The organism is Streptomyces sp. AcH 505, from assembly GCF_000818175.1.
Classification (GTDB): domain Bacteria; phylum Actinomycetota; class Actinomycetes; order Streptomycetales; family Streptomycetaceae; genus Streptomyces.
Genome location: NZ_JTIY01000001.1, coordinates 2,799,672 through 2,815,981 on the forward strand (window position 1 = coordinate 2,799,672; position 16,310 = coordinate 2,815,981).

The following is a 16,310-nucleotide window of genomic DNA, read 5'->3' on the forward strand; positions in this document are numbered from 1 at the left end:
CCGTCGGCCTCCAGCGTCCCATGGTCCAGGCGAGGGACCAGTCCCCATCCAGGGGCGTAGTCTCCGCCCGGGGTTTATCAACCTGGTTTGACTGCATCCGCAACGACCAGATTGTGCCCCAAACCGAAAATCACTTTACTTGGCCGTTGCCATTTGGATTTTCTCGTGTCAGGACTGCCACAACCTCAAGGCGCACGTTCTTTGCAGTGCCTTCCTCTTCACTTACCCCAACGATCTCAACCCGCTCTTCGCCGTCTTTTCGAAGTGCATAGGATGGATAAAGTTTTGATGCATCGATGTCCCACGCCTGAGCTACAGCCCGAACGACGATACCTCCCATCGAGTTTGGTGCTACGAAATTCGCATCAGGACTAAAGTGTCTGGCCCAATCGTACAGAAAAACATCCCGGCCGTCATATGCGCCGCGGCTCCCGCTCAAGACCGCTGGGTATCCTGGATTCATAAGAATGACGTCTTCTCGAAGTTCGTGCTGCCCCTTACGCCTGTTACAGTAAATAGACCAGGCCGCATCCTGCAATAGGACAATGCGAGGTAGATTTTTGCAGTGTTCTACCAGTTGCTCATATGTCACATTACCGTTTTGCGTTTCGCCTACCGGCATGTTTTCTGGCTCGGAATAAAGCGACGCCAGAATTGAGTTCAACTTTCCCATAGAGTTTTCCCATGTCGGCTTCCACAGTTTTGCCTGACCGGTGGACCAAGTGGAAAAGTCTTGTGCGGAGATAGTCGGTATCGCCATATCGCGCGCTGCTCGAAGTGTTGTTCCAGCGACTAGACCCGCGCAATTTTGCATGCTTGTTTTGGCGCGTACACCTCCAACTACAAGCGGAGCATCGAAGGAGATCCAGTCCCTTCCTCTGACATCATCCGAGTCGGGATAGTCGTAGAGGTCAACACCGTTAATGGTGGGCGAGATGGCCATCCGGCCCACCATTTCTCCCTGAGGTGAATAAATCGGTTCCAGGTTGCCATCGATCCCCTCTTTGAGCCTATCGCGCACGCTTGGTTGATGGTCTGCATACAGCCGATCAATAAGCGTGTCTCGTTCGAGACGTTTCCAGTCATCGGCTCCTACAGCGAGAACGCGTTCTCCCTTTTTGTTCACCACATAGAGATTTACATCCAACGCAGGGCAGAGCCAGGCGAAATACTGTGCCAGAGTTACCGGTCGGCTCCGACCTTTTCTACCAGTTCCGATGGTCAGAATGCTGGCTAGCTCCGTGTTTAGCAGCACTCTGACTTCGGTACCACCGATCACTAGCTGCTCGTGAGAGTCGGCAGTTCTTAGCATTGGACGCCCAGTCAGGCCGTTGGCGAACTCTAGTACCATTGTCTCGCTCGCGGCAGCATCGTAATGTCGAGAAATTACTTGAACTGAGCGCCCAATCATGAAGACCGAAAAGAAACCGATGCCGTACTGGCCCGTAGGGCGAAACCCTGATGAAAGGAGGCCCGGGAGATCTCGCCGCGATTTGGGTGAGTCCCAATAAGACGTACCGAAGTTCAAAAGCGCGTTCGTCAGGACGTCCTTCGACATTCCGAGACCTGTGTCTTGGATATGGAGCCAAGTCCCGTCTGTATCATCATTCAGGGACACGGTAACATCCCCTGTGATTTCCCAGGGGCGGACCCCGGATGCAGCTAGAAGAGATTTCTTGGCCCGCACGGCGTCAGTAGCATTACTGATCAATTCACGAATGGGAATCGATGAATCGTTTCCGTATAGTTCTGCGCCTCCCAGTCGGCGGACAAGCGTGATTACATCAGTTGCCTTGATCGTGGCATCGATTGGGTGCCAGTCAAGGGTTCTAATATTTCGAGAAAGTTCCTCCAAATCGCTAATGCCTAAGACGCCTCGCGCGGAAAGCCGGTGTCTCCCTGAGTCCGATAGAATGTTATCGGCTGCGGTGAGTTCATGATGTAGGGTTGAAAGCGCATCGTGGCAGACCCACCAAGCTTCGGATTCGGTCCGCCTGAATGGGCTTACACTAGTGTAAGATAGCCGATCATCATGGATCCGCGGCTTCTGAAGTTTATCTTGGAAAACCCAGTGCGGCATGGATCCAGTACCCGGGTTCCGCACTGCGCGCAAGAAGGCGGGTGCCCTACGGGAATCCAAATGGCTAGCATCTGCGCATCGGAGAATGCAGGCAAGCGCGAGAGGGTCTACTTCCCACGAGCTCGGCATGCTTGCACGCGCACCAATTCTCACGCCGAATTCCTGACGCAACTCTTTTGATGGCCACCAATGGCTCGCTGCGATGCGGCCGGCAAGGTGTCCATATTGGTTACGCAACTCGGCATCCTCCAGCAGGTAAAATGAATCGCCAGTGGCTGCGTCTTTGTATGGCGTCAAGGGGATAGTCGCTGCGTAGTCAGCATGCGTCTCCCGTAGATAACGGGAGACCGCTCGGGATTCAATTCCAGGATCCGGTTTGATGAGTTTCTTGGGTGAAGGATAGGCGCCGTTCTGCGCCCGGTACTCCGACGTCAAAATGTCTAGCCATCTTGCGTCTTTTCGCACCTCTTCCATTCCCCCAGGAATGGCTGCCATTCCATTCGCTAGATCGTGCGTAAGGAAGGCGATTCCCAGGACATAAATCTCGGCAGGGTTTAGCTCGTACTCTGGGCCGCAAACTAGCTCAGCATACTCCCAGAGTGCGTCGATGTGGGAAATGTCGTGCTGTGTTAGATCGGCAGAGTCTCGATTAATCTCTGCGGCGATCAATGCAGCCCGTTCGCGGCTACTTTTGAATTGCTCTGCAAGTCGGTGCGCCTCGTTCTGAGCCTGTACCCCAGTCTGTTCGCTTAAGAGTCTCCAAAATCGTGTCTCCTCGTAGTCCATCAAGTGTCTCCAGATCCACTAGTTGTTGGCCCGTTCTCCACTTGCCCTGGGTAGCAGCGTGATGTGTGAACCGGCGCGTGGTCATCGCGCGAAATTATTTTATTCCGGGTAGGATGAGAAATCCACAAAGCGCCCACATCAGTATCACGGAGAATATGATGAATAGGAGGACGTAGGTCTCATACCAGCGCAGTAGATTACCAGGGCGCGGTCGCTTACGGAAATTCTCCCCCACCATTTCATCTGTTATGTCGCACTCTTCGTTCCGGTAGTCAAGCCAGGCGACCGCACCTACCGCTATCTGAGTCGCTGTGAATGCTGCAACCATTGTGGTCAGAACCAGCAATCCGATCACTCCGGATCGCGCGGCGTCTGGTTCCACTTGCCACTTTCGGTAACCGACGAAGAGTGTCAAAGCTGCCCCGACCAACGTCGTAGCAAGCGTTTGATAAATGGCCAGGAATCGGTGTGCATTCTCGTTGACCGCTTGGATCTGTTGCAGTATGTACCGGTATCGCTCCAATGCGAACTGATCGCGAAGTGCACCCGTCTCCGGTGTGTTCGGCTCCGATGCAGTCATGCCCCCACCTCCTGTGCTCTCCGGCAGCATAGAGCGACGAGTCGTTCGGACAGGTCCTTTTGCGAGAACCCCATTATGGAAGCTCTCGTCATGCACCCGTGGATAGTCAGTACGGTTCCTTGAGGCCCTGCCGGTACTAGAAGGACTGGTGTGCGGGCCAGCTCGCAGGCCCCAGGATCATGGGCCGAGGGCTCCCAATGCGCAGGTCAAGGCGCGTTTGGCTGCAAAACCGATCGGTCTTGAAGGCGTTCTTGCCGTGCTTCGGTGCCTGCTCGTGGAGCGCACGGGGAGGCACCGAAGCAGGTGTGTCATTTGAACTTCGCCTCACAGAGGCGGCGCGCAGTACAGCTTTCTTCATTGGCCGCGCTGGTATTTGCTGCCGGCGTTGTGTTCCAGGAGTCAGTCGCTTCGTCCGGCGCTGGGACCGGTTCCAGGAGCTGGCCCAGCCGGCTCCTCGTGGTCCGCATACGCGGAGGGGGAGGCAGCTTGGGGTAGCCCTTCGCTCGTGCCTCAGCCGCTGACGATTCGACCCATGCGTGCGAGTCCTTGCAGCCGTGGCGCTATGTGAGGCGTTGGAGCTGCCAACACATGCGCAGGTAAACGACGTCGAGGTCAACGTATGACCAATGCAATCAGGGTGCTTCACCCTGCCGAATGCCGCCCCACGCCGTCCGCCCGCCGCATGCCCGCGGGCATGCGGCGGGCGGACGGCGTGGCAAGGGTGCAAGGCGAGCGGCCCACATCGCTTCTACGGGAAGAAGCCAGTCTCGGGGCTGGTCTCAGTTGCGGTCTCGATTGTCGCTTGGCGCGCTGCTGTACGCGGTAGTCCGCTGACGTCCGAAAGTTCACCGGCCACCGTTGCGAGCCGCGCCATAGACCTCCGTGGACCCCAGTGGAACAAGATCGGACAACTTGTAATGCGTAGGTCGTCGGTTCGAATCCGACAGGAGGCTCTGAAAACCCCAGGACTCACTCGCCGTGACCTGGGGTTTTTCCTGTTTCCTGGCGGACTCCGAAGTTGTCCCGCCGCGCGCCGTAGCGGAGTCCGTCGACGAGCAGGGCGACCATTCGCTCGTCGGCGGTGCGGTCCACGCCTCCCGTGCAGATCCGGGAGACGGCGTACAGCAGGTCCAGCGGGGCGATGTCGGCGCGGATCTCCCCGGCGGCTGCTGCCGCTTCGAGGAGTTGGCGCAGTGCGGGCTCGAATCTCTGTTGGAAGTAGGCGGGCAGCGGCTCGAAGGCGGGGTTGCCCGAGTGCAGGGCCGCGGACAGCCCGCGTTTGGTGCCGACGAACCCGGTGAAGCGGCGCAGCCAGCGGGCCAGGGCCTCGAAGGGCTCCTGGGTCGCGGCCAGGACGGCCGCCTCGTCGGCGCAGGCGTCCACCTCATGCCGGAAGACGGCGGAGACCAGGTCCGAGCGTTCGGGGAAGTGCCGGTAGAACGTGGCGAGACCGACTCCCGCACGGCCTGCGATCTGGCGCACGGGGGCATCCACGCCCGCTTCGATGAACACCTCACGAGCCGCCTCGACCAGTGCGTCGACGCTGCGCTGCGCGTCTGCGCGCACCCGGCGGGCCGGCTCGGGGCGGGGCGTGCTCATGTGTCCCTCCGATTGCTAACTGAGAAGGTGTTCCGTATCGTCTAAGTGGTAAGACGTTCCGTTTTACCGATCGTAACAGCAGCAGTACCGGAGGACAGCCATGAAGTACCGCACGCTGGGCCGCACCGGCATCCAGGTCAGCCCCTACTGTCTGGGGGCCATGATGTTCGGTGCCATCGGCAATCCCGACCACGACGACTCGATCCGCATCATCCACAAGGCCCTCGACTCCGGTATCAACTTCGTCGACACCGCCGACGTGTACTCGCGCGGCGAGTCGGAGGAGATCGTCGGCAAGGCACTCAAGGGCCGCCGCGACGACGTCGTGCTCGCCACGAAACTCAACGGCGCCATGGGCGAGGACCCCAACATGCGCGGCGGCTCCCGGCGTTGGATCATGACGGCCGTCGAAGACTCGCTGCGGCGCCTGGGCACCGACCACATCGACCTCTACCAACTGCACCGCCTCGACCCCACGGTCGACCTTGAGGAGACCCTGTCGGCCCTCACCGACCTGGTGCGCAGCGGCAAGGTCCGCGCCGTCGGCTCGTCGGCCTTCCCGGCCTCCACCATCGTCGAAGCCCAGTGGATCGCCGAGTCCCGCGGACTGCAACGCCTGCGCACCGAACAGCCCGCGTACTCCATCCTCGACCGCGGTATCGAACGCGAGATCCTGCCCGTCGCGCAGAAGTACGGCATCGGGACCCTCGTCTGGAGCCCGCTCGCCCAGGGCATGCTCACCGGCCGCTACCGCAAGGGGCAGCAGGCCGATACCCACCGCGGCGGACTCTTCAAGCACTACAGCGACGAGCGCCGCCTCGACGTGGTCGAGCAGCTCGTCCCGCTCGCCGAACGCTCCGGCATCAAGCTCACCCACCTGGCGATGGCGTTCGCTGTCTCCCACCCCGGGGTCACCTCGGCCATCATCGGCCCGCGCACCATGGAGCACCTGGACGACCTGCTCGCCGGTGCCGACACCACGCTGGACGACGCCCTGCTGGACGAGATCGACGCCATCGTCGCTCCCGGCACCGACGTGAGCCAGCTCGACATGGCCTACAAGCCGCAAGCGCTCCAGCAGGCCGGCCTGCGCCGCCGCCCCCTCGAAGAACGCCCCGCCGCCTAGTGCCGTGACCGGGACAGGAGGCTCTGAAACCCCCGGACTTGCCTGCGGTGCCCTGGGGTTTTGTGCCGCCCGGGGGCGTGGCTACCCGGCGGCCTAGGCTGGGCGCATGACTGACGCGGGGGGACGGGGCGAGCCGTCCGGGGTGTGGGCCACCGCCGTGGGCGTGGCCAGGGTGAGGGCGTTGGAGACGGCGCGGGAGCAGCCGCTGTTCCGGGATCCGCTGGCGGCGGCCTTTGCCACGGCCGGCGGGCTGGAGCCCGGGGCGCCGTTGCCGCCGCGCGCGGACGAGGCGTCGCGGCGGCGCTGGCTCGGGGTGGCCGTCTCGATCGTCATCCGGACGAAGTTCCTGGACGACCTGCTGGAGCGGGCGGTCGCGTCCGGGGTCCGGCAGGTCGTGCTGCTCGGCGCAGGGATGGACAGCCGGGCCTTCCGGATGGACTGGCCTGCGGGGACCAGGCTGTTCGAGGTGGACACGGCCGAACCGCTGGGTTTCAAGGCCTCGGTGCTGGGTCAGGAGCGGGCCGTGCCGCGCTGCGAGCGGATCACCGTCCCGGTCGACCTGCGCGAGGACTGGCCCGGCGCCCTGACCGCCGCCGGGCACGATTCGGCGCGGCCGACCGTGTGGATCGCCGAGGGACTGCTGATCTACCTGCCCGAGGACGCGGTGCAGTTGCTGCTCGAACGGATCGGCGCGCTGTCCGCGGCAGGCAGCAGGATGGGCCTGACACTGGGCTCGCGCGGTGTGGTCGAACGTTTCCGTGGGGACGCCGGTCCGGGATCGGCGGCGTCGATGTGGCTCTCGGAGATGCCGGAGGACCCGGTCGGCTGGCTGGACAGTCTCGGCTGGGAGGCGGAGACCTTCACCTTGCGTGAGCGCGCCGAGGCCTACGGGCGTCCGGTGCTCACCCCGTCACGGCAGAACGAGGGCCCCGGAGGCCTGGTCTCGGCGGTGCGCGCGGCGCACTGAGAGGGCCCCGATTCACGGCCTATCCCCAGGTGAGGGGATCGAGGTGCAGGTAGAAGTCCGCGCGGTCGCGGTCGAGGACGATGTCGTAGCGGTGGGCGAACGTCTCGTCCGCCGCGGTCGACTGTTGCCCGTCGGTCCACGTCTCGCCTGCGGTGGCGAGGAGAAGCGCGATGTCGGCGTAGGGGTCGGCCCGTCCCAGGCGGCCGAGGTCGATGAAGCCGGCCACGGTCATGCTCTCCGGGTCGAGGATGATGTTGGGCAGGCACAGATCCCCGTGGCAGACGACGGTTTCCGCGGCTTCCTGGGCGAGGCGGCCGTCAACTTGCGGCTCAAGACGCGCAAGCAGCTCGTCCGGAGGTGTCTGCCGCTGATCCTGCGGGAGGAAATCCGGGTTGACCGCGCCGCGCGCGACGACATCGCGGGCGGCGGCGAACATCTGCGTGAGGTCGCGAGTGAAGGGGCACTCCTCCGGCGGAAGATCGTGCAACTGACGCACCGCGCCGGCGATCGGCCGCCAGGCCGCCCGGAGCAGCGAAGCCGGCACACGATCGGCGGGGACTCCCGCGACGGTGCTGGTCAACAGGGCAGCGCCGTTGGCGTTGACACGCCAGTCGAGTACGCGTGGACACGGCACCCCCTGCGTGCCGAGCCAGGCGACGCGGTTCCGCTCCGCCTCCAACGAGGCCACGTGCTCGGCGGCGACGCACTTGGCGTAGCGCGATCCGTCAGGAGAACGGAAGACCCGGGCCCCGGACTCGCCGTCCGTGACGGGCTGCCACCCGCCGCCGTCGCGGCCGACGTGCAGCAAGGCTTGGAATACGGACGTCGAATCGATCACGGACCCCAACCTAACCGGGGCGCTGGGAGCGGCAGCCGCGCAGGCGTCAGGCCGAGGGAGACACGGGATAGCCGATGGTCTCGGCTGCCCCGGTCACGTCGTGCAGGGAGACGGCCGGGTTGAGGTCGGCGATCACGGATCGGGTCAGGGGGCGCAAGTCGTAGAGGTGACGGACGGCTTCGAGGTCGACGGGGGTCTCGTAGTAGTCCTTGGCAAACGACTGGAACGCCTCGGGAGTGGGGTCGACGAGCAGCCCGAACAGCCATTCCGAGCCGTCGGGGTCCGGATGGCCGCCAGGGAAGTCGATCCGGCCCGCCCGCCAGCGCTCGTCCGCCGGCTGTCGCCACACGCACACCGTCACGACGGGGGTGCCGTCCTCATCCGTGAAGGCGGGTTCGCGGACGTACTTCCGGAACACGTCCGGGACCGAGTCGACCACACCCGGCCACGGCGCCGGCGCGGCGTCGTGCTGGTACGGGCTCAACGGGGACTCGTGGTCGAAGCCGCGTATGAAGGCGCCGGCGGACGAGAAGACGATGTCGAACTCGTCGCCCGATCCGTTTCGCATCGAGGCGAGCGCTTCGGTCTCCGACCAGCGGGAGTTGAACGAGTAGTACCGCTCGCGGGCCGGATCGAGGACCGCCTCCGCCATGGCCATCGCCCGGCACAGGTCCCGCAGGGACCGGATGTCGGGCAGCGCCTCGGCGACGTCGTAAACAGTCATACGGCCCATCCAAGCGGACGCCACTGACACCGGCCTGGCGTCGCCGGTCTGCCATGTGATCAGTCCAGCCACGTGCCCTCGCGCATGAGGACCCTGCCGCGCAGTTCCGGCTCGCCGCGCCAGGCGAGCACGGTCTTCGGCGTCACGCGTATGTACAGAAAGGGGCCCTCTTCCGCGCGTGGGTCCCATCCGAACTTCTCGGCGAACGCGTCCGCGGCGTCCGCCGGCACGTCCCGGTCAGGGAAGCACTCCGCCGTCCCTTGCAGGAGCACCACGTCGAAGGTGTCCGGCAGCGCCAGCCGCACACGGGGCTCCGTGCGTACGTTGCGCGCGGTCGCTGAGGTCTCGGCGGTGCACATCCAGACGGCCTGGCCGTCCCAGCAGAACCACAGCGGCACTTGATGCGGGCCGTGCTCCGGATGGGCCGTCGACACCCACATGTCCCTCTCTGCGGCGAGGCGTTCAAGAGTGTCGCGCCTGCGCTCCGGCACATCACGACGAGCGGTTCCCGTGGTCTGCATGAACACCGACCCTCATCAGCGATTCCGTGGCGCGCATGAGGCGCCGGTCCTACTCCCGGCGACCGACCAGCCTCAAGGGCCGCCGCGTCACGGGTCTGTCCCAGCGGGCGGTGTTCGTGGGGCCGCGCGGAACGGTGCTGGGAACGGGTGTTCCTACCCGTCGGTGGCGGGCGCTCGCGCGGTTGTGGGCGGGTGGCGGGGTGTGTTGTGCCTGGCTGTGCGCGTAACAGGCGTGTCTTAGGCGGTGGTTGTGCGGAACGGATCACCGGGCGCGCTGGGTCTTGATGGTCAGCAACGTACGGAACGGTCCACGTACTGCCAACTGACATCGAGGTAGAAACGATGCGCGTTCACAAACTGACCTTCGCAGCCCTGGCCGTCGTCGCGGGTCTCTCACTGACGGCCTGTCAGAGTGACGACGACAGCGCGGGACAGAGTGCCCCGTCGTCGGCCGCCTCCAACACGCCTTCCGCAGACAGCGGTTCGGGCTCGGACAGTTCGGATCAGGGCGGCGGGAGCGATGCTGCGGGGAACGACTCGGGGGCGAGCGGCTCCAACGCGAGCAGCAAGGTCGGCAAGTGCCGCACCGACGATCTGGAGATCACGGCGACGGACAACACCATCGACGGTGACACCGACGCCACCGTCGCGGTGGAGTTGAAGAACGGCAGCGGCCGGGACTGTGTGATTTCCGGGTACGCGGGCGTCGACCTGAAGACCAACGCGGGGTCGCTCTCCGCCAAGCGCACCGGCCAGGAGACCACATCGGCCGTTCTCAAGGACGGAAAGTCGACGGCCTTCCCGATCAGCTACCCGTTCAACAAGTCGGGCGGCTCCGGCATCCGCATCACGGGCCTGGTCGTCACCCCGCCCGACGAGACGAAGTCCGTCACCCTCGACTGGCCGGGCGAGGCCGCCCTGCCCGTCACCGAAGGCGCCGGTTCTCCGGTGCGGATCGGCCCGGTCGGCAGCGCCGGTCAGGGCGGCTGACTCCTGCTCCTGCGGGAGCGCTCCGTCAAGCGGCCGTCCGACAGCAGTGTGCCCGCCTGCTTGATGTGCCGCAGGACCGGGGAGACCTCCATGGTCTGCAGACCGGGCATGGACCCGATGCGGTCCGAGGTGAACTCGAACAGCTCGTCCAGGTCACGGCAGTGTGCGACGGCGTGGAGGTTGTACGGGCCTGAGACGGCCGCGACGAAGGCGATCTCGGGCTCCTGCGCCAGGGCGCGTCCGAAGGTCTTCACCGCCGAAGGATGCACGCGCAGCCACAGGTTGGCCCGGGTGTGATAGCCGAGAGCCGCCGCGGCGATCTCGACGTCGATCTGGACGACGCGGCTCAGGAGCAGAGCGTGCAGACGGCGGGACACCCGGCCCGGAGTGGAGTCCGCAGCGGCGGCGAGGTCGGTGAGGCCGGCCCGGCCGTCCGCGGCGAGGGCGTAAAGAATCTTCTCGTCGTCGGCGGTGAGGTGTACGGGGTCGCGCGCGACGACCGGAGCTTCCGTGAACGGGGAACCGTCGCTCCCGAGCAGGGTCTCCTCCTCCGCGGACAGCGCGCCGCGCAGGGCGGCCCAGTAGTGGCCCCGGCCTCCCATGAACTGCCGCAGCATGGCGAAGGCGTTGATGTCGAGCACGGCGGCGGTGCGCGGAAGCCGTTGGCCGAGCAGGTCTTCGCGCTGTTCCCGGGTGCGTGACTGCGTCGCGCAGGTGATCTCGCAGCCCGCCGCGCTCACCGCCACCCAGTTGACGTCGTCGCGCTGGGCGAGTGCGTCGGCGATGGCCGTGACACTGCCGGGGCGGCAGCGGAGCCGTACCAGCCACCGGCTCTGTCCCAGCGCCCCCGGATTGACCACCCCGGCCACACGGATGACGCCCTCGGCGCACAGCCGCCGGTAGCGGCGGTTGACGGCGCTCTCGGTGAGGCCGAGCGCGGACGCCATCGCAGTGAAGGAAGCCCGGGGAGCGATCTGTAGTGCGCGAATGATTCGCACATCATCGGGCTGTGGAACGAAGGAATCAGACACTGATGCATCTGTCATGGGGGAAATCCTACAGATCGGCCCCGCCGTCCCGCCGCTGCGGCGGCGCGGCGGACAGACTTGGCAGGCACCCACGACGTAACGAGACGTAACGAACGGAGATGACGCCGGATGTCATCGACTGCCACAGAATCGACTCCCACGGACCGGCGGCCGCCGACCGCCCTCATCGTCGGGGCCTCGCGCGGCCTCGGCCACGCGATGGCGGCGGAATTCCTCGACCGGGGCTGGCACGTCATCGGCACGGTCCGCGACACCACCGCCCGCACACCCCTGCACGACCTCGCGGACGCGGCCGACGGGCGCGTCACCATCGAGCGTCTCGACATCAACGAGCCCGACCACCTGCCGCCCCTGCACGAGCGTCTCGCCGACCGCCGCCTCGACGTGCTCTTCGTCAACGCGGGCATCACGAACAACGAGCGGACGCCGATCGGCGCGGTCCCGGTAGCCGACTTCGTCGAGGTGATGGTCACCAACGCGCTCAGCCCGATGCGCGTCGTCGAAGCGCTCGAAGACTTCGTGGCCCCCGCAGGACTCATCGGGGCGATGACGTCCGGGCAGGGCAGCATCACCAACAACACCACCGGGGGCCGCGAGGTCTACCGGGGAAGCAAAGCGGCCTTGAACATGTTCATGCGCAGCTTCGCGGCCCGCCAGGCCGATACGCGCCGTGCCTTCGTCCTGCTGGCACCAGGCTGGATCCGCACCGAACTGGGCGGCCCTGACGCACCGTTCACGATGGAGGAGTCCGTCCCGCTCCTGGTGGACATCCTGCTGTCCAGGCTGGGCACGCCCGGCCTGGCGTATCTGGACCGCAACGGCGAGATGGTGCCCTGGTGAGCACCGGGGACGGCATGTGCCGGCGTCGGTACCGGCGTCGGTACCGGTGTCGGTACCGGTGTCGGCGGAGGCTGGGGCTCCGCAACTGGGGTGGTGGGCGGAGCCATACGCTGGGGAGACCCGGGCATTCGGGGGATCAGCGAGGTGCTTAGTCTGGCTTTGCCTAGGGGCGGCCCGTTGCCGAGGGGCGCCCGGCGGGGGAGGAGTGGTTCGGATGGGTGCGGTACGGCAAGGCAGTTTCCGGTCGGGGACGGTGGTCCTGGGGAGCATAGGGCTGCTGGCGGCGACGCTCGTGTCATGTTCCTCCGACCCGGACAAGCGCTGCGTTGACCCGTCGACGTACAAGAAGATCGACGACAAGCAGTGTCATGACGGCGGGACCGGGCGCTACTACTACGGCGGCAAGGTCCGTGGCGGGAAGCTGACCGGCGGCAGTTTCGACAAGTCGGCGGTCAGCCGGGGCGGCTTCGGCGGCCATGGCGATTCGCACGGCGGCTGAGTCGCCGGCCGATGCGACGCCACACCATCACACCGCGCCCGGACTGGCAGCGGATCGTCGAGGAGCAGGGTGTTGTCTATCCCCTGACCCGCTATCCCGACGACACGCTTCGCCCTTACTGGGACGAGAGCGCGTACTACTCCTTCTCGTTGCCCGAGGTGGAGGCGCTGGAAGAAGTGGTCGAGGAACTGCACGAACTGTGCCTCGACGCGGCCGCGTTCATCGTGGCCGAGGACCGCTTCGCCTCGCTGGGCATCACCGACCGGCGGGTTGCCGAGCTCGTCGCCGACTCGTGGCGGCGGCGGGCCGAACAGCCGTCCCTGTACGGGCGGTTCGACCTGCGGTACGACGGTACGGACGGCACGCCGGCCAAGCTGCTGGAGTACAACGCCGACACACCGACGTCGCTGGTCGAGGCGGCGAGCGCGCAGTGGTTCTGGATGGAGGAGCGGTTCCCCCGCGCGGACCAGTGGAACTCGCTGCACGAACGGCTCGTGGACGGCTGGCGGAAGCAGGCGCATCTGCTGCCGCCGGGGCCGTTGCACTTCGCCCATTCCGAGGCCGACGAGCTGGGCGAGGACCTGATGACGGTCGCGTACCTGCGCGAGACCGCCGAGCAGGCGGGCATAGCGACGACCGCGCTCTCCGTCGAGGCGATCGGCTGGGACGAGCTGTCGGGGCGTTTCGTGGACGAGCAACTGGGCTTCATACGCGCCTGTTTCAAGCTCTACCCGTGGGAATGGCTGGTGACCGACCGCTTCGGTGAACACGTCATGGACACCCTCGACAACGGCGGCGGCACGGGTACCACCTGCTGGATAGAGCCCGCGTGGAAGATGCTGCTCTCCAACAAGGCGCTGCTGGCGATCCTTTGGGAACGCAACCCCGGCCACCCGAATCTGCTCCCGGCCTATCTGGACGGGCCGCGCGAGCTGGCCACCACCGGCGGTTACGTCGCGAAGCCGCTGCTCGGCCGCGAGGGCGCCGGTGTCAGTGTGCACGAGGCGGGGGCCGCTCCCGTCGTACGGACCGACGAGCCCTGCTGCTACCAGGAGTTGGCCCCGCTGCCCGACTTCGACGGGAACCGCGTGGTGCTGGGCGCGTGGGTGGTGGGCGACGAGTCGGCGGGCCTCGGTATCCGTGAGTCCGCAGGGCTGATCACCGACGAGTACGCGCGTTTCCTGCCGCACATCATCACGTGACCCCTGCCGGGGGCGTCCGCCGACCGGGGTGGTGGTGCGCTCAACACCACCACCGGCAGGGCCGTACGCCCAGTGTGCCGAATCCGCCGCGCCCATAGCCGCGCGGCACGTCATTATTCGCGGACACGACGAACCGCCCGCCCCCGGGGGAGGGAGGCGGGCGGTCCGGCCTGTGGTGCGGTGTCGGTCACCGCGCGTCGGTCACCGCGCGTCCGTCACCGCGTTTCGGTCACCAGCTCCGGGGTTGTCGCCGGGGCGGTCTCAGGAGCCGATTCGCTGAGGCCGAAGCGGTTGTGGAACGTGCGCAGCGGGCCCGGGGCGTACCAGGCCGCACGGCCCAGCAGGCGCATCGCCGCCGGTACGAGGATGCCGCGTACGGCCACCGCGTCGATGAGGACGGCCAGGCCGCTGCCCAGGCCGAACATCTGCATGAAGCTGAGCTTGGCCGTGCCGAAGGCGAAGAAGCTCACCGCCAGCAGGCAGGCCGCCGCTGTGACGATACGGCCGGTGTGACCGAGGCCGTTGGTCACGGAGGACTCGTTGTCCTCGCCCTGCTCGTGGAGTTCCTTGATGCGGCTGGTGACGAACACCTCGTAGTCCATCGAGAGGCCGAAGGCGATGCAGAACATCAGCACGGTCATCGACACGTCCATGGGCTGCGCCGTGAAGCCGAGCAGGGAGGAGAGGTGGCCGTCCTGGAAGATCCAGGTCATCACACCGAGGGTCGCGCCCAGGCTGATCATGTTGAGGAGCAGCGCGCGCAGGGGCTGCGTGATGCTGCCGGTGAACAGGAAGAGCAGGAGGAAGGTGGTCAGCGCGACCAGGGTGATGGCGAGCGGGAGGCGGCTGCCGATGGAGTGCTTGGAGTCGACCAGTTCGGCGTCGGCCCCGCCCACCAGGGAGTGTGTCCCTGCGGGTGCGGGTACCGCCCGCACCGTACCGACCAGGGTCTGCGCCTCGTCCGACTTCGGTGTCACGGTGCTGACGACATTGAGCTGTTGGGCGTCAGCGCGGCCCAGCGCCGGGTTGCCGCCGCCGGAGTCGCCGGCGCCGTCGCCGTAGGTTCCGGCGCTGGTCTCGACGCGTACGACGCCCTTGAGACCGGCCAGTTCGGCCGCGTACGACTCAAGTGGCGCCTTGCCCACGGGCTTGTCGATGACGACGTGGAGGGCGGCGTCGTCGTTGCCGTTGAACTTCTCCTGCAGTACGGACGACACCTGGCGGCTCTCGGCGTCCGAGCGCAGCACCCGCTCGTCCGGTGTGCCGAAGGTGATGCCGAGGAGCGGACCTGCGGCGACGAGCAGGACGGCGAGTACGGGAAGCGCGGTCAGCGCGGGGCGCCGCATGACGGTGCCGGCCAGCCGGCCCCAGAACGGCGTACGGGAGGTGGTGCGTTCAGGCTTGACCCACGGCAGCCGGCCGCTGTTGACGCGGTGGCCCAGGACGACGAGCAGCGCGGGCATGATGAACAGTGTGCTGATGGCGGCGATGACGACGACACCGATGCCGGCGTAGCCGAACGAGCGCAGGAAGTACTGCGGGAAGACCAGGAGCGCGGCGAGCGCCGCCGCGACGGTCGCAGCGGAGAACGCGATCGTACGGCCGGCGGTGCTCACCGTCCGGCGGACGGCGTCGTCCACGCTCGCCCCTGTCGCGAGCTGTTCCCGGAAGCGGCTGACCAGCAACAGGGCGTAGTCGATGCCCAGTCCGAGCCCGAGGGCGGTGGTCAGGTTGATCGCGAAGACGGAGACGTCGGTGACACTGCCGAGGATGTACAGCTCGGCGAACGTGCCCGCGATGGCGACGACACCGATCACCAGCGGCAGCAAGGCCGCGACCAGGCTGCCGAAGACAAGGAGCAGCAGGACGAGGGTGATCGGGACGGCGATGGTCTCGGCGAGGGCCAGGTCGTCGGCCGACTGCGTGCCCATCTCGCTGGTCACGGCGGCGCCGCCGCCGGCCAGGACGGTGAGGCCGCCCTTGTACGGTCCTGCGTACGCCTCGACGAGGCTCTTGGTGTGCTCGTCCCGCTCGGTGTCGTTGCCCGTCACATGGGCGAGCACCATGGCCTCGCGGCCGTCCTTGGAGCGCAGGTCGGGGCTGGCCGTCTCCCAGTAGGAGACGACGTTCTCCAGGTCCTTCTCCTTCTTGAGCTCGGCCACCAGGGACTCGCCGCCCTGCCGGGCCGCCGGGGCGTCGACGCGTCCTTCGGAGGTGCGGACCAGCAGGATCAGGTTCGTCTCCCCGCCGAACTTCTCCTCGATGACCTTGCCGGCGCGGGCGGACTGGGAGGCCGGGTCGTCGTAACCGCCGCCCAGCAACTTGCCGAACGCACCGAAGCCCAAGGCGCCCATGAGAGCCACAGCCACGACGGCGACGACGAGTACCAGCCGGGATCTGCGGATCGCCAGTTCGGCTATGCGTTCAAACACGCGCCTTCTCCTTTGGTTTTCGTACGGGGGTTTCCGAGCGCTGAAAGGGGCGCGAAACAGCCGGAGTTGTCGCGCTC

General features: G+C 66.1%; 14 protein-coding genes. 6 read left to right on the plus strand and 8 right to left on the minus strand.

Annotated elements, in window-relative coordinates:
• Positions 1 to 130: 130 nt before the first annotated feature.
• From HY68_RS40665 to HY68_RS12895, 3 genes are all read right to left on the minus strand, one after another.
• Complete coding sequence (locus HY68_RS40665) at positions 131 to 2,866, minus strand: ATP-binding protein (protein WP_078863924.1); 2,736 nt, start codon at positions 2,864 to 2,866, stop codon at positions 131 to 133.
• Between the two features lie 94 nt (positions 2,867 to 2,960).
• Positions 2,961 to 3,446, minus strand: coding sequence for a hypothetical protein (locus HY68_RS40670; protein ID WP_241778558.1), 486 nt, complete (start codon positions 3,444 to 3,446; stop codon positions 2,961 to 2,963).
• A gap of 969 nt (positions 3,447 to 4,415) precedes the next feature.
• The gene (locus HY68_RS12895; RefSeq protein ID WP_041988274.1) at positions 4,416 to 5,045 is read right to left on the minus strand and encodes a TetR/AcrR family transcriptional regulator; all 630 of its coding nucleotides are present in this window, start codon (positions 5,043 to 5,045) and stop codon (positions 4,416 to 4,418) included.
• 100 nt (positions 5,046 to 5,145) lie between these two features.
• Between HY68_RS12895 and HY68_RS12900 the strand changes: the two genes are divergently transcribed.
• Both HY68_RS12900 and HY68_RS12905 read left to right on the plus strand, forming a co-directional pair.
• A complete protein-coding gene (locus HY68_RS12900; RefSeq protein ID WP_041988277.1) occupies positions 5,146 to 6,171 on the plus strand; it encodes an aldo/keto reductase in 1,026 nt (341 codons plus the stop codon).
• Positions 6,172 to 6,277: 106 nt separating this feature from the next.
• Entirely contained in the window at positions 6,278 to 7,138 is an 861-nt protein-coding gene (locus HY68_RS12905) for a class I SAM-dependent methyltransferase (RefSeq protein ID WP_041988280.1), read from the plus strand.
• A 19-nt stretch (positions 7,139 to 7,157) separates the two neighbouring features.
• Here the strand turns inward: HY68_RS12905 and HY68_RS12910 are convergent, their stop codons facing one another.
• The 3 genes from HY68_RS12910 to HY68_RS12920 are packed head-to-tail and all read right to left on the minus strand — an operon-like array spanning position 7,158 to position 9,221.
• Positions 7,158 to 7,976, minus strand: a complete 819-nt coding sequence (locus HY68_RS12910) for an APH(3'') family aminoglycoside O-phosphotransferase (protein WP_041988282.1) — start codon at positions 7,974 to 7,976, stop codon at positions 7,158 to 7,160.
• Between the two features lie 46 nt (positions 7,977 to 8,022).
• On the minus strand, positions 8,023 to 8,700 hold the full coding sequence (locus tag HY68_RS12915; protein ID WP_041988285.1) for a hypothetical protein: 678 nt from the start codon (positions 8,698 to 8,700) through the stop codon (positions 8,023 to 8,025).
• 59 nt (positions 8,701 to 8,759) lie between these two features.
• Positions 8,760 to 9,221, minus strand: coding sequence for a pyridoxamine 5'-phosphate oxidase family protein (locus HY68_RS12920; RefSeq protein ID WP_041995912.1), 462 nt, complete (start codon positions 9,219 to 9,221; stop codon positions 8,760 to 8,762).
• Between the two features lie 342 nt (positions 9,222 to 9,563).
• Here HY68_RS12920 and HY68_RS12925 point away from each other — a divergent pair, with 342 nt between their 5' ends.
• Positions 9,564 to 10,211 carry a DUF4232 domain-containing protein gene (locus tag HY68_RS12925; protein WP_041988288.1) on the plus strand — a complete coding sequence of 216 codons (648 nt, stop codon included), beginning with the start codon at positions 9,564 to 9,566 and terminating at the stop codon, positions 10,209 to 10,211.
• On the opposite strand, the gene HY68_RS12930 is transcribed toward HY68_RS12925, so the two are convergent.
• A complete protein-coding gene (locus HY68_RS12930) occupies positions 10,199 to 11,257 on the minus strand; it encodes an Lrp/AsnC family transcriptional regulator (RefSeq protein WP_041988291.1) in 1,059 nt (352 codons plus the stop codon). The genes HY68_RS12925 and HY68_RS12930 overlap by 13 nt on opposite strands.
• A gap of 111 nt (positions 11,258 to 11,368) precedes the next feature.
• Between HY68_RS12930 and HY68_RS12935 the strand changes: the two genes are divergently transcribed.
• From HY68_RS12935 to HY68_RS12945, 3 genes are all read left to right on the plus strand, one after another.
• On the plus strand, positions 11,369 to 12,100 hold the full coding sequence (locus tag HY68_RS12935) for an SDR family NAD(P)-dependent oxidoreductase (RefSeq protein WP_041988294.1): 732 nt from the start codon (positions 11,369 to 11,371) through the stop codon (positions 12,098 to 12,100).
• A 214-nt stretch (positions 12,101 to 12,314) separates the two neighbouring features.
• The gene (locus HY68_RS12940; protein ID WP_041988297.1) at positions 12,315 to 12,599 is read left to right on the plus strand and encodes a hypothetical protein; all 285 of its coding nucleotides are present in this window, start codon (positions 12,315 to 12,317) and stop codon (positions 12,597 to 12,599) included.
• 11 nt (positions 12,600 to 12,610) lie between these two features.
• Positions 12,611 to 13,801, plus strand: coding sequence for a glutathionylspermidine synthase family protein (locus HY68_RS12945; protein WP_041988299.1), 1,191 nt, complete (start codon positions 12,611 to 12,613; stop codon positions 13,799 to 13,801).
• A 215-nt stretch (positions 13,802 to 14,016) separates the two neighbouring features.
• Here HY68_RS12945 and HY68_RS12950 read toward each other — a convergent pair whose 3' ends face one another.
• A complete protein-coding gene (locus HY68_RS12950) occupies positions 14,017 to 16,233 on the minus strand; it encodes an MMPL family transporter (protein ID WP_041988301.1) in 2,217 nt (738 codons plus the stop codon).
• Positions 16,234 to 16,310 lie beyond the last annotated feature (77 nt).

What these genes read in the sequence shown, in the direction of transcription:
- HY68_RS40665 (WP_078863924.1), bottom strand. Translation starts at nt 2,866, where the DNA reads ATGGACTACGAGGAGACACGATTTTGGAGACTCTTAAGCGAACAGACT.
- HY68_RS40670 (WP_241778558.1), bottom strand. Translation starts at nt 3,446, where the DNA reads ATGACTGCATCGGAGCCGAACACACCGGAGACGGGTGCACTTCGCGAT.
- HY68_RS12895 (WP_041988274.1), bottom strand. Translation starts at nt 5,045, where the DNA reads ATGAGCACGCCCCGCCCCGAGCCGGCCCGCCGGGTGCGCGCAGACGCG.
- HY68_RS12900 (WP_041988277.1), top strand. Translation starts at nt 5,146, where the DNA reads ATGAAGTACCGCACGCTGGGCCGCACCGGCATCCAGGTCAGCCCCTAC.
- HY68_RS12905 (WP_041988280.1), top strand. Translation starts at nt 6,278, where the DNA reads ATGACTGACGCGGGGGGACGGGGCGAGCCGTCCGGGGTGTGGGCCACC.
- HY68_RS12915 (WP_041988285.1), bottom strand. Translation starts at nt 8,700, where the DNA reads ATGACTGTTTACGACGTCGCCGAGGCGCTGCCCGACATCCGGTCCCTG.
- HY68_RS12920 (WP_041995912.1), bottom strand. Translation starts at nt 9,221, where the DNA reads ATGCAGACCACGGGAACCGCTCGTCGTGATGTGCCGGAGCGCAGGCGC.
- HY68_RS12925 (WP_041988288.1), top strand. Translation starts at nt 9,564, where the DNA reads ATGCGCGTTCACAAACTGACCTTCGCAGCCCTGGCCGTCGTCGCGGGT.
- HY68_RS12930 (WP_041988291.1), bottom strand. Translation starts at nt 11,257, where the DNA reads ATGACAGATGCATCAGTGTCTGATTCCTTCGTTCCACAGCCCGATGAT.
- HY68_RS12935 (WP_041988294.1), top strand. Translation starts at nt 11,369, where the DNA reads ATGTCATCGACTGCCACAGAATCGACTCCCACGGACCGGCGGCCGCCG.
- HY68_RS12940 (WP_041988297.1), top strand. Translation starts at nt 12,315, where the DNA reads ATGGGTGCGGTACGGCAAGGCAGTTTCCGGTCGGGGACGGTGGTCCTG.
- HY68_RS12945 (WP_041988299.1), top strand. Translation starts at nt 12,611, where the DNA reads ATGCGACGCCACACCATCACACCGCGCCCGGACTGGCAGCGGATCGTC.